General features: G+C 61.9%; 13 protein-coding genes. 6 read left to right on the top strand and 7 right to left on the bottom strand.

Annotation, left to right across the window (positions count from 1 at the left end):
- Positions 1-17: 17 nt before the first annotated feature.
- The 5 genes from V7651_RS01860 to V7651_RS01840 form a co-directional block, all read right to left on the bottom strand.
- Positions 18-1,466: an amidase gene (locus V7651_RS01860; protein WP_335611995.1), complete on the bottom strand. Its 1,449-nt coding sequence runs from the start codon at positions 1,464-1,466 to the stop codon at positions 18-20.
- A 60-nt stretch (positions 1,467-1,526) separates the two neighbouring features.
- Positions 1,527-2,573, bottom strand: coding sequence for a sensor histidine kinase (locus V7651_RS01855; RefSeq protein WP_335592207.1), 1,047 nt, complete (start codon positions 2,571-2,573; stop codon positions 1,527-1,529).
- Positions 2,574-2,653: 80 nt separating this feature from the next.
- A complete protein-coding gene (locus tag V7651_RS01850) occupies positions 2,654-2,974 on the bottom strand; it encodes a YbjQ family protein (protein WP_035537336.1) in 321 nt (106 codons plus the stop codon).
- 5 nt (positions 2,975-2,979) lie between these two features.
- A complete protein-coding gene (scpA, locus tag V7651_RS01845) occupies positions 2,980-5,136 on the bottom strand; it encodes a methylmalonyl-CoA mutase (RefSeq protein WP_335611994.1) in 2,157 nt (718 codons plus the stop codon).
- Positions 5,133-7,004, bottom strand: a complete 1,872-nt coding sequence (locus V7651_RS01840) for a methylmalonyl-CoA mutase family protein (RefSeq protein ID WP_335611993.1) — start codon at positions 7,002-7,004, stop codon at positions 5,133-5,135. The genes scpA and V7651_RS01840 overlap by 4 nt, the downstream gene beginning before the upstream one ends.
- 193 nt (positions 7,005-7,197) lie before the next feature.
- On the opposite strand from V7651_RS01840, the gene V7651_RS01835 reads away from it, so the two are divergent.
- From V7651_RS01835 to V7651_RS01825, 3 genes are all read left to right on the top strand, one after another.
- Positions 7,198-8,391 carry a low temperature requirement protein A gene (locus tag V7651_RS01835; protein ID WP_335611992.1) on the top strand — a complete coding sequence of 398 codons (1,194 nt, stop codon included), beginning with the start codon at positions 7,198-7,200 and terminating at the stop codon, positions 8,389-8,391.
- 70 nt (positions 8,392-8,461) lie between these two features.
- Complete coding sequence (locus V7651_RS01830; protein ID WP_335592211.1) at positions 8,462-9,025, top strand: carboxymuconolactone decarboxylase family protein; 564 nt, start codon at positions 8,462-8,464, stop codon at positions 9,023-9,025.
- Entirely contained in the window at positions 9,022-9,837 is an 816-nt protein-coding gene (locus tag V7651_RS01825; protein WP_035537348.1) for an SDR family NAD(P)-dependent oxidoreductase, read from the top strand. Before V7651_RS01830 ends, V7651_RS01825 begins: the two co-directional genes overlap by 4 nt.
- Before the next feature lie 26 nt (positions 9,838-9,863).
- Here V7651_RS01825 and V7651_RS01820 read toward each other — a convergent pair whose 3' ends face one another.
- A complete protein-coding gene (locus V7651_RS01820) occupies positions 9,864-11,087 on the bottom strand; it encodes a GGDEF domain-containing protein (protein ID WP_035537350.1) in 1,224 nt (407 codons plus the stop codon).
- Positions 11,088-11,350: 263 nt separating this feature from the next.
- Here V7651_RS01820 and V7651_RS01815 point away from each other — a divergent pair, with 263 nt between their 5' ends.
- Positions 11,351-12,643, top strand: a complete 1,293-nt coding sequence (locus tag V7651_RS01815; RefSeq protein WP_035537353.1) for an APC family permease — start codon at positions 11,351-11,353, stop codon at positions 12,641-12,643.
- On the opposite strand, the gene V7651_RS01810 is transcribed toward V7651_RS01815, so the two are convergent.
- Entirely contained in the window at positions 12,640-14,082 is a 1,443-nt protein-coding gene (locus tag V7651_RS01810; protein WP_035537356.1) for an 8'-apo-carotenoid 13,14-cleaving dioxygenase, read from the bottom strand. The genes V7651_RS01815 and V7651_RS01810 overlap by 4 nt on opposite strands.
- Before the next feature lie 50 nt (positions 14,083-14,132).
- Between V7651_RS01810 and V7651_RS01805 the strand changes: the two genes are divergently transcribed.
- Positions 14,133-14,741 carry a TetR/AcrR family transcriptional regulator gene (locus V7651_RS01805; RefSeq protein WP_035537358.1) on the top strand — a complete coding sequence of 203 codons (609 nt, stop codon included), beginning with the start codon at positions 14,133-14,135 and terminating at the stop codon, positions 14,739-14,741.
- Positions 14,742-14,833: 92 nt separating this feature from the next.
- Positions 14,834-15,832, top strand: coding sequence for an NAD(P)H-dependent flavin oxidoreductase (locus tag V7651_RS01800; protein ID WP_335592217.1), 999 nt, complete (start codon positions 14,834-14,836; stop codon positions 15,830-15,832).
- Positions 15,833-15,857 lie beyond the last annotated feature (25 nt).

The raw sequence follows: 15,857 nt of genomic DNA, 5'->3' as shown, positions 1-15,857 counted from the left end.
GCAATATACGCCGTGGCCTAACCAACCCAGACGGGCGGTCTGCGCTGTGCCCAGGGCGCTGCCCGCTCAAGTTGCCCGGCCAGAGCGAAGAGCAGTGCTTCCGTGCCATACCGCCCGCCGAACAGCATGCCGATAGGAAGGCCCGATGGCGCGGTTGGCGTTGGGGCGGTCCAGTGCAGGGGCACGGTCATGGCGGGCGCGCCCATCTGGTTGAAGACGGGGCAATGGGGCGTAAAACTGGCGACAGCGGCGCCCATCGTGTCACGATCCGCGGTGAGGGCCATGACGCCAAGCTTTTCCGGTGCGCGAGAGAGCGTTGCAGACAGCGTCATGTCGAAGCCGCCTTCGTCCAGGAAGCGCTCATAGGCAATCGCGGCGGTCTGGAAAGCATTGTTGGCGTGTGCGAGTTCAATCATGGGCACGGTGCGGCCGAGTTGCGCCATGGAGAACGTGATCGGCTCCAACTCGTCTTCGCGCACGGGGCGGCCGAGCGCCTTGGCACGGTTGTCTATCATGGCGGCGATATTGGAGGAAATCGTGAAGAGGGCCGCCTTGCCGAGGGCTTCGCCGTCCATTTGCGGGGCCGCTTCGACGACGGTGTGGCCAAGGCTTTCCAGCAGGTCGGCGGTGTATTTGAGGCCGGCTTCTGCATCTGCATCGGGCTTGGTGCCATTCGGCGCGGTGCGCCAGAGGGCGATCTTTAGCGGCTTGGGGTCGTGGTCCAGTTCCGAAAGGAAAGGGCGGACGGGGGATGGCGCGTAGTAGCGGCTGCCCGCTTCAGGGCCGTGCGTAGCATCCATCAGGGCGGCATTGTCGCGCACGCTGCGGCTTAGGGCGTGGACCGTTGAGAGACCGTTCCAGCCTTCCGTGCGGCCGGGGCCCATGGGGATGCGTCCGCGTGAGGGCTTCATGCCGAACAGGCCGCAACAGGCTGCCGGGATGCGGATCGAGCCGCCGCCATCGCTGGCCTGCGCGAGGGGAAGCACACCCGAGGCGACAGCCACAGCGGCGCCGCCTGAGGAGCCGCCGGACGTGCGGGTGGTATCCCATGGGTTGCGTGTCTGGCCGTAGAGGGTGGATTCCGTGGTCGTTGTCAGGCCGAACTCGGGGGAGGTTGTGGCGCCGAAGAAGACGAGGCCTGCCTTGCGGTAGCGCGCGGCCAGCGTGCTGTCCTCGGCGGCCACATGCCCTTTCCAGGCGACGGAGCCTTGCGTGATGGGGGCGCCTTTGATGTCCACAGCGAGATCCTTGGTGACGAAAGGCACGCCAGCGAATGGACCGTCGCCGAGGGGCTGTTCAAGCTGTTGCCGGGCAATGTCGGGGAAGAGGGCCGAGAAGCAGTTGAGCTGTTCTTGCGCGCCCTCTGCACGGGAAAGGGCGGCGTCCAGCAATTCCGATGGTTTGACCTGTTTTGTGCGAACCAGTTGGGCAAGGCCCAGCGCGTCATAATCTGCGTAGTCGTCCATTGCCTTGCGTCCTCCGGCTTTTTTGCCAGTCTGGGACGTCAGGAGGCGAAAGGGAAGAGACTAGGTGTCGCCGAAGTCCTCGTCAGACAGTGTGAGGGTGACGCGGGTGCCCTTGCCCGGCCAATCGGTGCGCAGTTCGCCGCCAGCCTTGCGGGCAAAGGCATCAATGAGGCGCGAGCCGAGGCCGCTGCGGGGGCTGGCGGGCTTGGCATTCCCGGGCGTGCCGCGCCCATCATCCGTAATGGTGAGGCACCATGGCTGGTGTTCGCTGGCCCGGAAGGTAACGTGGATCGTTCCCGTGTCGCCTTCAGCGAAGGCATGCTTGGCCGCATTGGTGACGACTTCATTGGTGACGAGACCAATGGCGACAGCGGTATCTCGCGGAAGGTCTGCCGGATCGCAGTCAAGTGTGATGGAGACCGTATCGCTGAGGAAGAGAGCGCCCGACAGCTGGCGGATCAATGCCGACAGATAGTCGCGCATGTTGATTTCCTCGACATAGTCGCCGCCGCTATAAATGGCATTGTGAATGGCCGCAAAGCTGTGGACACGCGATCCGGCAATGGCCAGTGCCTCCTGGACATCTTCCGAGGGGTGATGGCGGCGCTGCATTTCCAGCAGGCTGGCCACCATGGCGAAGTTGTTCTTGGTGCGGTGGTCCAGTTCGCGCAGCAGCAGTTCATGTGTCCGGATCTGGGCATTACGCTCGAGCACGGCGCGCCGGACGGCGGCGCGGAAGAGTTCGGCGAAGATAACGATGACCAAGGCAGCTGAGCCATTTACGATGGTACGGGCGCCGTCAGCGGGATCAGCAAACTCAAAGGAATAATGATACGGCAGGACGGCATACCAAGCATAGGCAAAGGCCCCGACGAAGGTGATGAGGCCCGATTGCCAACGGCCAAATAGCGTGGAGATCAGGATAGCCGGATAGATGAGCGAGTACGGCCCCGCTGACGTGGCAAACACGTTGACCACCATGCGGGCGCCGATAGCTGCCAGCACACAGATAAGGCCAAAACCGATTTGTATGAGGATGGGAGGTATTACGTCGGGAAGACGATCAACAAGATCGAGTTCGCCCAGTCTCGATCTGCGTGTCGGCATGGACACTTGCTCCTCACCCGCCTCGTTTCTTGTATTCGAGACTGGCGCGAGCTGTACATAACATTTGTTATGAGGGCTGCTTAATCCAGAGTAACTGCCGTACCGGACACGGCGACCATCATCATGGAGCCGGACTGCCCGATGACCTGATAGTCGAATTTGACGCCTACAATGGCATTGGCGCCGAGGCGTTCAGCGTCGCGCATCATTTCATCCAGCGCCCCGTCGCGGGTCTCCCGGATCGTGCGCTCATAGGAATCTGACCGACCACCAACAATGTTGGTGAAGCTGGCCAGAATATCTTTTCCGATGTGCGCACCAATAATCACTTCGCCGCAGACTATGCCTTTATAGGCAGTGATCGTGCGGTTCTGGATGGTGGGAGTGGTTGAGACGATCATGGCTGCTACTCCGCCGCCACGTCTACGCCATCATCTTCCAGAACTTCCAGCATCTTGATTGCGCTGTCGGCGATGACGGAGCCGGGGGGGAAGATGGCGGTGGCGCCGGCGGCGTAGAGGGCGTCGAAATCCTGTGGCGGGATCACGCCGCCGACGATGATGCGCGCCGTGGCCGCGCCTTCATTGCCAAGGGCGCGCTTCAGTTCCGGCACCAGCGAGAGGTGGCCAGCGGCGAGCGAAGAGGCGGCGACGATGTCAACACCGGCCTTGCGGGCATCGGCGGCGGCTTCTTCCGGCGTCTGGAAGAGCGGACCGATCTCGACATCCCAGCCGAGGTCCATGAGGGCCGACGCGACGACTTTCTGGCCGCGATCGTGGCCATCCTGGCCCATCTTGGCGATGTAGATTTTCGGGCGACGGCCGTGTTTCTTCTCGAAGACAGCTGCGAGCGACTTGGCATCCTCGGCGCGCGGGTTGCCTTTGACGCCGCCGCCATAGACGCCCTTGATCGAGCGGATGACGGCGCTGTGGCGGCCCTGGCTGCGTTCGACGGCTTCAGAGATCTCACCGACAGTGGCCTTGGCGCGGGCAGCATCGACGGCGAGGGCGAGCAAGTTGCCCTCCGTACCGGCGGCGGCCTTGGCGATGGCGTCGAGCTTGGCGTCGACTTCGGCCTGGTTGCGGTCTGCTTTCAGGCGGGCGAGCTTGTCGAGCTGCATGCGGCGCACGGCGGCGTTGTCGACCTTCAGCACGGGCACGTCTTCGTCTTCATCGAGATGGAACTTGTTGACGCCAACGACGGTCTGCGTGCCGCTGTCGATGCGGGCCTGCGTATTGGCGGCGGCTTCCTCGATGCGGAGCTTGGGCAGGCCTTCCTCGATAGCCTTGCGCATGCCGCCCATTTTCTCGACTTCCTCGATATGGGCGAGGGCCTTGGCGGCGAGATCGTGCGTCAGGCGCTCGACGTAATAGGAGCCGCCCCACATGTCGATCGTCTGGCAGGCGCCAGCTTCCTGTTGCAGGAAGAGCTGCGTGTTGCGGCTGATGCGGGCCGAGAAGTCTGTCGGCAGGGCGAGGGCTTCGTCGAAGCTGTTCGTGTGCAGGGATTGTGTCTGTCCGCCGGTTGCCGCGATGGCCTCAAGGCAGGTGCGGATGACGTTGTTGTAAACATCCTGCGCCGTGAGCGACCAGCCGGAGGTTTGGCTGTGCGTCCGCAGGCTGAGGGATTTGACGTTCTTCGGCTTGAATTCTTTCTCGACGAGCTTGGCCCAGATGAGGCGCGCGGCGCGCATCTTGGCGACTTCCATGAACGTGTTCATGCCGATGGCCCAGAAGAAGGAGAGGCGCGGGGCAAACTTGTCGACATCGAGACCGGCGGCGACACCTGCGCGGATGTATTCGATGCCGTCGGCCAGCGTGTAGGCGAGCTCAAGGTCTGCCGTCGCGCCGGCTTCCTGCATGTGGTAGCCGGAGATGGAGATGGAATTGTATTTCGGCATGTTCTGCGACGTGTAGGCGAAGATGTCCGAAATGATCCGCATACTGGGTTTGGGTGGATAAATGTAGGTGTTGCGGACCATGAACTCCTTGAGGATGTCGTTCTGGATCGTGCCGGCCAGCTTGTCGGGCGTGACGCCCTGTTCCTCGGCGGCTGCAATGTAGAGCGCGAGGATCGGCAGCACGGCGCCGTTCATGGTCATTGACACGGACATCTTGTCGAGCGGGATGCCCGAGAAGAGCGTGCGCATGTCGTAGATGGAGTCGATCGCGACGCCCGCCATGCCGACATCGCCGGAGACGCGGACGTGATCGGAATCATAGCCGCGGTGGGTGGCAAGGTCGAAGGCGACCGAGAGGCCTTTCTGGCCGGCGGCCAGGTTGCGGCGGTAGAAAGCGTTGGAGTCTTCGGCGGTGGAGAAACCGGCATACTGGCGCACGGTCCAGGGCTGGTTCGTGTACATGGTCGGGTAAGGGCCACGGCCGAAAGGCGCGAGGCCCGGGTAATCGTCGAGGAAGTCTAGGCCCTTCGTGTCTTCGGCGGTGAAGGCGGTCTTCACGTCGATGCCTTCGGGCGTGTGCCATGGCGCGCCGAGGGATGGCGCAGCGCTCTTGACGTGCGGGGCACCGAGTTCGGCTTTGGTGAAATCAGGAAATTTGGTCATTGGGAAAGCCCCAGTTCTGCGTGCGCGAGCGTTAATGTGTGGAGCACATCGCAGCCCATGAAGATGTTGGAGTCGATGCCGGGCGCTTCGAACTTGCCCGCGAGCCAGAGGTGGCGGACGCCAGCGGCCTTGAGGGCGCTTGCGGCGGCTTCGGCCTCGTCCGGGTAGCGCGTGTCGCTGCCGCAGAGGACCGCGATCTGGCAGCCTGAGGCCTTGAAGGCGGCGACGAGTTCGGGAACCGATTTCGGCACGACAGGCGGCTCTTTGGATTCGAGGCCGCCAGCGGCGAAGAGGTTGCGGGCGAAGTCTGCCCGGCCTGAATGTTCAGCGACGGGGCCGAGCGTGGCGAGAAAGATGGCGGGCGCCTTCTTCGCGGCGGCTGCAGCATCGCGCAGGGCCTCGAAGGGTGCGGCGAGCTGGATGGGGGCGAGCGGCGTGCATGTGAGCACGGCGGCGGGCGCCTTGGGCGCAGGCTTTGGTGTGGCGGCGTCGGCTGTGGGCGCTGCGATCTCGTCGAGTAGCGGGAACTCGCTGACGCCCGTTATCGGCACCTTGCGCTTGGCGATGTCCTTTGCGCGGGCGTCGCGTGTGGCGGCGATGCGGGACTGGAACGCGCCGGAGAGGAGGCTGTCGGCATAGCCGCCTTCGCGTTCGATAGTCTGGAACTCTTCCCAAGCAGCCTTGGCGAGATCGTCGGCGAAGGTTTCGGTGAACCAGGCGCCGCCTGTCGGGTCAGCCACGCGGCCAAGCTGGCTTTCTTCCATGGCGATGATCTGGGTGTTGCGAGCGATGCGGCGGCCGAGTTCTTCCGGTGTGCCGAGCGATGAGTTGAACGGGCGGACGGTGACCACGTCTGCGCCGCCGACTGCGCCTGCGAAGGCGGCGGTCGTGCAGCGGAGCATGTTGGTCCATGCATCGTAGCGCGCGAGCATGCGGGCAGATGTGGTGGCCTGAATGCGCATCGGCGCGGGCGAGATTTCGAGCAATTCAAGGCAGCGGGCCCAGAGGCGGCGGGCTGCGCGGAGTTTGGCGACGCCGAGGCCGTAATTGGCATCGAGGGCCAGCGAGAAGGTGATGCGCGGCGCGAGCGCGGCGAGGTCAGCCTCTGGCAAGCGGCGTAGCGTGTCGACGGCGCTGGCGATCAGGGCGCCGAGTTCCTGTGCGTCGGAGCCACCGGCTTCGTGCACCATGCGGGCGTCGATGCGGATCAGGCTGGCACTTGTGAAAGGGCTGAGGCGGTCTAGCGTGTCGGCGAGGTTGGTGAACGTGTCGTCCAGCGATGCGGCAAGCGTGCCCGTGCGGGCGAGCGCGCCGAGTGGATCGAGGTTGAACGCGAATTTAAATGCGCCAAGGTCGGCAGCGCCTTCTGCCCATGTGGAAAGCAGGCCAGCGGCGATGAAGCCGGGTTCGTCGACCGGATCCAGGGCGATGGTGGCAATCGTGGCATCGACGCCGTCGAGCGCGGTTTGCAGGTCGGCGAGGCCGAGGACCTGAACGCCGTTTTCGCCTGCTGGGTCGAGCGTCAGTTCGATTGATGAGACGCCGCGCTCAAGGTCGCGCAGGATTTCAGCGTTCGTGGTGGCGGGATCTGGATGGGTAAAGGCCTGGCGGATGTCCCAAGGTAGCCATGCGTCTGGCGCGGCGGTGGCGCCGCGCAGGTAGGGCGCCGCACCGGGCGTGCCGAGCGGGTCGGTCGCGGAGGGGAAGTTGCTTTCGCGATAGAGCGGATGGACCTTCAGCCCGTCTGATGTCGTGCGGGTGATTGTGTCGATACCCTTGCCCTTGAGCGCCTTGTCGACGGCGGCCAGCCATTCGGCTTCGGTTGCGTCCGCGAACGCGCTGCTGAGGGGGAGGATGTCATCTGCCATGTCGTACAATGCCTGTATTCATTTCTCTGGCTAGGTAATGGAGTTGACGCAGACGTAAGGCAAGGCCCCGGATACGATATGCGACATTGAAACGGCTGCTGCCGTAGGGGCATGGCACGCCCGGCCGCTTATTGCCAAGGGGCGCCTGATCCGGTCAGGATAGGCGGGCGAGACGGGCTAACGGAGGATTCGCATGAGCACGACATACGAGAAGCCTTCCACGTTGCGGACCGGGCAGGGGCATGAGAGCGGGAAGGTCGGCTTCGTCGAGCTATTCTTCGACCTGGTTTATGTTTTCGCTATCACGATGCTGTCGCATTCCTTGCTGCACCACTTCACGGGAATCGGGCTGGCGGAAACGGCCTTCCTTCTGGTCGCTGTCTGGTGGGTCTGGGTCTATACGACATGGGCGATGAACTGGCTTAATCCGGCGGCGACCTCCGTGCGGCTGATGCTGTTCAGCCAGATGTTTGGCGGGCTGGTGCTGGCGCTGGCCATTCCGCATGCATTCGGCGCAGGCGGGCTCTCGTTTGCCGGGGCCTATGTGTTCATGCAGGTCAGCCGGTCGCTGTTTACGGCCTGGGCTCTGCGGACGCATGAAGGGCACTTCAGGAATTTCATGCGTATTTCGATCTGGTTGATGTTTTCAGGCGTCTTCTGGTTCGCCGGGGCGCTTCTCGAACATGAAGCGCGCTGGATCGTGTGGGGCATCGCGCTGCTAATTGAAATCGCCGGGCCTTACGCCCTTTACTGGACACCCGGCCTTGGCGCATCGAACATGCGGGACTGGGACATTCGTGGCGAGCACATGGCCGAGCGTTGCGGCCTGTTGATGATCATTGCGCTGGGTGAGTCGCTGCTGGTGACCGGGGCGACCTTTGCCGAACAGGCCCCCACGCTGATCCCTATCGCAGGTCTGGTGACGGCCTTTGTGGGGACGGTGGCCATGTGGTGGGTCTATTTCAATATCGGCGCGGAACGGGCGGCTCATCGCATTGCGCAGGCGGAGGACCCCGGCCAGCTGGGAAGGCTGGCCTACACTTACCTCCATATCCCGATCATTGCGGGCATCCTTCTGACGGCGGTATCCGATGAGATCCTGCTGCTGCATCCGATGGGGCACCATGGCGCGACTGCGCCGCTGGAAGGGCTGGCACTGCTGGGCGGGCCTGCGCTTTTCCTGGCCGGGAACCTGTTCTTCAAGAAGGCGGTGTTTGGCAAGTTTGCGCGGTCTCATATTGCGGGCCTCATCATGCTGGCCGCTGCTGCCTTTGCAATGCCGGTGGCTGGGCCACTCGCGCTGGGCATAGTGGGCACCTTGGTGATGGTGATCGTCGGCGCGTGGGAGCATATGGCGGTCAACTCTCGCAAGTCTGTCGCCGGGTAGCTCTTGCCGCCTACAGCCGGCTGGTCTCTAGTGCCTTAAAAAGCAGGCATAATGAGGAAAGACAGAGCGTATGAGACTGAACAAATCGCGGATAGCCCCGCTGGCGGATTCCGAACTCGACCCGGACATGAAGGACACGCTGGCCAAGAACTTCAATGGCCGGCCCGTCTACAATATCTTCCGGACTCTGGCGCGTGCGCCGAAGGCCTACAAGTCGTTCATGCGCTGGGGCGGCTATATCCTATCGGACCATAACAGCATCGCCCCGCGTGAACGTGAGATAATTATTCTGCGCACGGGCTTTAACTGGAAGTCGGGCTATGAATGGGCGCAGCATGTGCGCATCGGCAAGGAATGCGGCCTGACCGATCTGGAAATCCAGCACATCAAGGACGGCCCGCTGGCGCCAAGCTGGACGCCGCTGGAAAGCGCCATGATCCGCGCGGTGGACGAGCTGACGACCGATGCGTTCATTTCCGAGCAGACATGGGGCGAGCTGGCCGAGTTGACCGAGAAGCAACGCATGGACCTCGTCATGACCGTTGGCCAATACACGCAGGTGTCGATGATGCTGAACTCGTTCGGCGTGCAGCTGGACGATGACCTGGAGCTGGACCCGGATCTAGCCAAATGAGCCTCGGTGACGTCTCGGGCCGCCTTGCGGGCAAGGTGGCAATTGTCTCAGGCGCAGGCCAGACGCCCGGCGAGAATATCGGCAATGGCCGGGCTATCGCCCTGCTGTTTGCGCGTGCCGGGGCGAGCGTGCTGTGCGTGGACAGGGATGAGGCGCGGGCCGGCGAGACCGTGGCTGAGATTGAGGGAGAGGGCGGCGTCGCGCAGGCGTGTCATGCCGACATCACCAAGATGGGTGACGCGAGCCGTATCGTGCAGGAGTGTCTCGACGCGTTCGGGCGCGTGGACATCCTCGTCAACAATGTCGGCATTGGCGGCAATGGCGACGGGCCGGCGCACAAGCTGACCGAGGACGCGTTTGACCGGATCATGCGGGTGAACCTTAAAGGCGCGTGGCTGGTGACCAAGGCGGTGTTGCCGAGCCTGCGTGAGCAGCAGAGCGGCGCCATCGTGAACATTTCTTCGCTGGCCTCGATCGCAGGCGGTTTCCAGATGGCTTATGAAGTGTCGAAGGCGGCGATGAACCGGATGACCCAGAGCGTGGCCATGAGTGGGGCTTCGCGCGGTGTGCGCTGCAATGCGATTACGCCGGGCCTGATGGATACGCCGATGGCGGTTGGTGGCATTGCGACGGCGCGGGGCATTTCGGAGCAGGAATTGCGCGAAGAACGCTCAAAGAGCGTCCCGATGAAGTTTATGGGCACGGGATGGGATACGGCGCATGCCGCGTTATTCCTGGTGAGTGATGAAGCGCGCTTCATCACGGGCGCGATATTGCCAGTGGATGGGGGTGGCAGTGTGCGTGTCGGCTAAGCCAGGTCGGATGTGCGGCGTTTATCTCAGCCGTATTTGACGGGCAGTTTCTGCACGGTTGCGCTTGTCGCCGGGTACATGTTTTGGGTGGGCTCAGCGGCCGTGTCAGGGATCTCGGTATCGCAGGTCACGCGGTCGCGACCGCAGTCTTTTGACCGGTAGAGCGCCTGGTCTGCCCGGGTCATCAATTGCGATAGCGATTCCTCTTTTTTGTATTGCGCAACGCCGAAGCTGGCGGTCAACACATCATGCGGCTCGCCCGGTTGTATGTTGGCAGCGGCGAAGCGACGTCTGATCGACTCGGCAAGTTCGGCGGCCATGGAGAGGGGGACACCGGGCAGGAGAAGCCCGAATTCCTCGCCGCCCAAGCGCCCGGCCACGCGGCCGAAGCGGGCATAGTCGCCCATCAGTGCGCCGAAGGAGGCGATCACGCCGTCGCCGAATGCGTGGCCGTAATTGTCGTTGACTGATTTGAAGTGATCGAGATCGGCCAGGATGAGGCTGACGGGCTGCGCCGCGCTGTTTTGCAGGACGAGGTTGCCTGCCTCGTCAAACCCGCGGCGATTGTTGATGCCCGTCAGGACATCCGTAACCGAGTTGTTGCGGAGGTCATTGAAGATCGCCTGGCTGAAAACAAGTATGAGGCACATCCCCATCGTCACAGCGCAGGCGCCTACGACAAAGTGCATCGCGAAGATGAATGTGGTTTCGCTATGATTGGCGTTTGTCAGGGGGCCGCTGGCCAGAACCGCAATGATGGCGGGACGTATGAAGGATTGCGCGCAGCACAGGGCGAGAATTGAGAACGTGACGCGATCCAGAGTCCGGTCCAGCTTTCCGCGAAAAGCAAACAGGCCAATCGAGGCCAGGATGCCGCATCCGGCGTTCGCGCTGAACGACCTTATCCAGTCGGCCTCAATCGCCATGAGGTAGCTGTAGATGGCAAGATGAACGACGAGGAGGCCGCCCAGAACGGTCCACGGCGCCTTGCCGCGATAGTGGAGAAACAGCGCGGCGACGAGCATGCAGGTGGTAATCGCATACAGGCCCGCGATCGGAACCCGCGTTATCAAGAGTGTGCTGTCCTGGAAGATGAGATCCGAGATGAAAGCGATCGCGCCCACCACATAGGAGATCGAGATGACAAGCGTGCTCTTGCTGGGGCGCATGTGATGGATGCCGAGGAAGCCAAGCGAGAACAGCCCGAAAACGAGCGGGTTCATCAGCTGAAAATAGACTCCGGTCGACATTTATCGTCTTCCCCCCATGCGCATTTTTGGCCGTGCACATCGCTCCCACGATGAAACCATTTGCCTGCGCATACGCCATGAAGGTTTCGAAACGATCAATTCGCGGCGTCATTTTCCTAATATCCACAACAGATTACGCGCTATTTTGTCTTGTGCTTGCTTTAGGATAATGCGTGTGCCCCGGCGGGCTTGGCGCATGAGGCAGCGCGTTTCATACTCGACGAAGCGCGCTGACGCATTTCGAGAGTGTAGGGGAGCAGGCGATGGCTGACGAGAAGACGGTCGGACTTCGTGAGGCCGTGTCGATCGGCGTCGGCGGCATGGTGGGAGGCGGCATCTTTGCCGTGCTGGGGCTGGCGGCGGACCTGGCGCAGGGGGGCACGCCGGTGGCCTTCCTGTTTGCGGGCCTTATCGCGCTGATGACGTCCTACAGTTATGCGCACCTCTCCAAGGCCTATCCCGACCGTGGCGGCACAGTGCGTTTCATCAATGAGGGGTTCGGGCGTGGCGTGTTCAGCGGCGGTGTGAATAACCTGTTATGGGTCAGCTATGTGATCATGCTGTCGCTTTATGCCTCCGCCTTCGGATCCTACGCGCCCAACCTGATCCAGATCACGGGCGACAAAAGCCTGGACCAGCACCTGTTTGCCAGCGCGATTATCCTGCTGGCTACGGGGATAAACTATTACAGCATCAAGGTGGTGAGCGCGATTGAGTCCTATGCTGTCATCATCAAGCTGGTGATCCTGCTTGGCTTTGTCGGCATCGGTGCGGTGGGGCTGGTGGGCAATCCCAGCCTGTCACAGCTGAGCCTTGGCAATTGGCCATCGCCACTGACACTGGTGACAGCCGGCATGATCATCTTTGTGGCCTATGAGGGGTTTGAGCTGATCGCCAATGCGGCGCCGGACATCAAGTCACCCGAGAAGAACGTGCCGCGCGCTTATTATATCGCCGTCATTTTCGTGATCGCGCTTTATCTGGCGATTGCGGTGATCACCGTGGGCTCTCTACCGTTCAAGCAGATTTCGGACGCGCAGGATTATGTGTTGGCAGAGGCGGCGAAGCCGATGCTGGGGCAGGCGGGCTTCACGATCATCACGATTGCGGCGCTTATCTCGACCTTCTCGGCGATCAATGCGTCGCTTTATGGCGGTAGCCGGGTGAGCTATGAAATCGCCGAGGATGACGAGCTGCCGCATGAGTTCACGGCGCAATTCTGGAACCAGCCGATTGGTCTTCTGGTGACGGCCGTGCTGACCCTCATAATGGTCAACACGTTGAAGCTGGAGAGCATTTCATCGACAGGCAGTATCGGTTTCCTGCTGATCTTTGCGGTGGTGAACATGGTGGGCTTCCGCAAGGCGGCGGAGATCGGATGCTCGCGGATTGTTGCGGCGACAAGCGCTTTCCTGTGCCTTGCGGTGCTGGCAGCCCTGCTCGTCCACAATTTCCAGACGAGCAAGCTGAACCTGCTGATCGCGGCTGTTACGGTGGCGACGTGTTTTGCCTGCGAGTATCTCTACAAGCACTTCAAGTCCGGCGCAGACAGCTAGGTCGCCGGGGCCCAGTTGCCGTGGAAGCCGGGCGGGATACGGTGGGGAACATGGACGAGGGCGACGGGCGGTGCGGTGAAGCTCATTGCGTCTAGGATCGCGAGGTCGGTCGTGTCCGTGTTTGTGTCGATGACGTAGCCCATTAGCCAGCCGTCGCCTTCGGGCGCATCATCTGATCGAGGCACGAAGACGAATTCGCCGGGCACGCGACCAGAGCCGAAATCATGGGTCTCGCGGGTGCCGGCGTCGAGGTCATGCTTGAAGAGTTTGGTCTGGTCAAAGGCTTCGAATCCGCGATCCTCGGGTAGGGCCATGGTGTAGGCATAGCGGTATTTCTGGCCGGTGAAGCGCTCGTCGGGACGGGGGAATTCCTGAGGGGACTCGTCCAGAACCGTGCGGGTGACATTGCGCGCGATCGGGTCGATGACCCAGCGTTCGAATGTGATCTTCTGGGAGTCCGGGCCCTGCTTGCTGTCGGCGAACATCGTGTCGTGGACAGAGACATCCATGATGACGGTGCCGTCGTCAGCTTCGTAGGCATTGCAGGGGTGGAAGACGTAGCACGGCTCGATATCGCACCAGATGACGTCGTCATTTGTTCCGAGGCGGGGCATCAGGCCGATGCGTGCCTTGTGTGCCGGGTTCCAGCGATAGGGGAAGGACTGGCCGTCGAGCAGCGTCTTCATCGAGAAGGTGACCGGCAGGTCCATGATGACAACGTATTGCTTGGTCACGGCGCAGTCGTGAATGGACGGGCCATGTTCTACGGCAATGGGTTCTTCGCGGATGACCTTGCCGGAGGGATCGACGACCGTGTGGTGAATTTGGGTGGGTTCCATCGCGTAATAGGTGATGGCGTGCATTTCGCCTGTGGCTGGGTCTAGATGCGGATGGGCCGAGAAGGCGTTCTTGAGCGTGCCGCCGAACGGATCGTGGGCGAGCGTGTCGAGTTCGTCATTAAGGCGCACAGGGAAGGCGCCGGCTTCTACCAGGGCCCACGTATTGCCATTATGGGCGATGACATTCGTGTTGGCATTGTCCTGCGTCCCGTGGCGCGGACCAGGGGCATCCTGTTCGCCGAGGGCAGCCGAGACAGCTTTCGAGCGGACCCAGCGATTGCGATACCACAGAGCCTTGCCGCCTTTCAGGCGCACGCCGTGGATCATGCCGTCGCCGGAGAACCAGTGATATGTGGCCGGGTTTTGCGGGGTAACCGGATTGGGGCCGATGCGGATGTAGCGGCCATCCAGCGCGGGCGGTATTTCGCCTGTCACTTTCAGGTCTTCCAGCGTCAGCTCGGCATCAACTGGCTCATGGATGCCTGTCAGGAACGTGTTCTCTTTATTGCCAAGACGCGGGCGCGTGCGATTGAACGCCACGACTTTCATGATGCCTTTGGTGACGTTATCGCGGATAATCGTCTCGACTGAACTGGCCATTGGGAATCTCCGGGGTTGAAACACATGCAAATAATGTTTACAGCGACAACATGAGTGCAAATGATAACACTGTCAACATCCGTTCGAACAAAAGTGGCTACCATCATGGTGACCTGCGCTCGGCGCTGATCGAAACCGGCCTGAAACTGCTGGAGCAGGGCAGCGCGGAAACGCTGAGCCTGCGCGAGATCGCGCGAGAGATCGGCGTTAGCGCGACGTCGATCTATCGCCACTTCCCGGACAAGGATGCGCTTCTGGCGGCGCTGGCGGCCGAAGGCATGGCCAAGCTGGCGCGCGAGCAGAAGGCGGCCGCCAAGGGCAAGGACGGCAAGGAAGCCTTTGCCGAAATGGGGCGCGCCTATGTACGCTTTGCCGTGCGCAACCCGGCGCTGTTCCGCCTTATCTATACATCGCTGCCAGCGGCGACGGACCCGGATTGTGTGAATCCGGAAGAGTCGCCCGGCTGGCTGCTGCGCCAGTCGATAGCGGGACTGGCGGGGGCAAAGGCGACGGCTGCACAGAAGCGTGCGGCGCTGTTGCGTGCCTGGTCGCTGGTGCACGGCTTGGCCATGCTGATCCTCAGCGGACAGATTGCAGGACCGGACGCCGACAGTTTGATCAACGAGGTTGTCAGTGTCGACAGCCTCAAGCTGAGATAGGGGGCAAGTTGCCTGTCCCGACGTTACCGCTTGCCGCCCAGCGGGGGGCATCTAGTTAAAAACCAAAGCCTTTTACCCTGTGAGGAAAACCAATGGCCCTGCCACCTGTTCTGCAAAATCTGCGCGTACCTGTGATCGGCTCGCCCCTGTTCATCATTTCCAATCCCGACCTGGTGATCGCCCAGTGCAAGGCCGGCGTGATCGGCAGCTTCCCGGCGCTCAATGCGCGCCCCGGCCCTGTGCTGGATGAATGGCTCGACAAGATCACGACCGAGCTGGCCGAATGGGACGAGAAGAACCCGGACCGGAAATCGGCGCCCTACGCCGTGAACCAGATCGTGCACAAGACGAACAACCGCCTCGATCATGACGTGGAAATGTGCGTGAAATGGAAAGTGCCTGTGGTGATCACATCGCTGGGCGCGCGGCAGGAAGTGAATGACGCGATCCATTCCTATGGCGGCATCGTGCTGCACGACATCATCAATATCGTGTTCGCCCACAAGGCGCTTGAGAAGGGCGCTGACGGCCTGATCGCCGTGGCGAGTGGCGCAGGCGGCCATGCCGGCACGCTGTCGGCCTTTGCGCTTATCCAGGAAATCCGCGAGTTCTTTGACGGCCCGCTGGCTCTTTCGGGGTCTATTGCGACCGGCAATGCCGTTGCGGCCGCGCAGGCCATGGGCGCTGATTTCGGCTATATCGGCTCGGCCTTCATTGCCTGCCACGAGGCCAATGCGGTCGAAGGCTACAAGGACATGATCGTCGACTCCAAGGCGGGCGATATTGTCTACTCGAACCTGTTCACCGGCGTGCACGGCAACTATCTCGCGCCTTCCATTGCGAAGGCGGGGCTCGACGCCAACAACCTGCCGGAATCCGATCCGTCGGCGATGAATTTCGGCTCCGGTGGCAATCAGGAAGCCAAGGCCTGGAAAGATATCTGGGGCTGTGGCCAAGGCATCGGCTCGGTAAAGACGCGGATGTCGACAGCGGAATATGTCGACCAGCTGGAGCGCGAGTATAATGGCGCGCGCGACGCACTGCAGAAACGCCAAGCCTATACGGCGAAGGCGAAGGTCGCTGCCGAATAGGGCAGGCCCTTTCCCTCAAATGAAT

Source organism: Hyphomonas oceanitis, assembly GCF_036964545.1.
GTDB classification, from domain to species: Bacteria; Pseudomonadota; Alphaproteobacteria; order Caulobacterales; family Hyphomonadaceae; genus Hyphomonas; species Hyphomonas oceanitis.
This window is presented reverse-complemented; position numbering and strand designations above follow the sequence as displayed.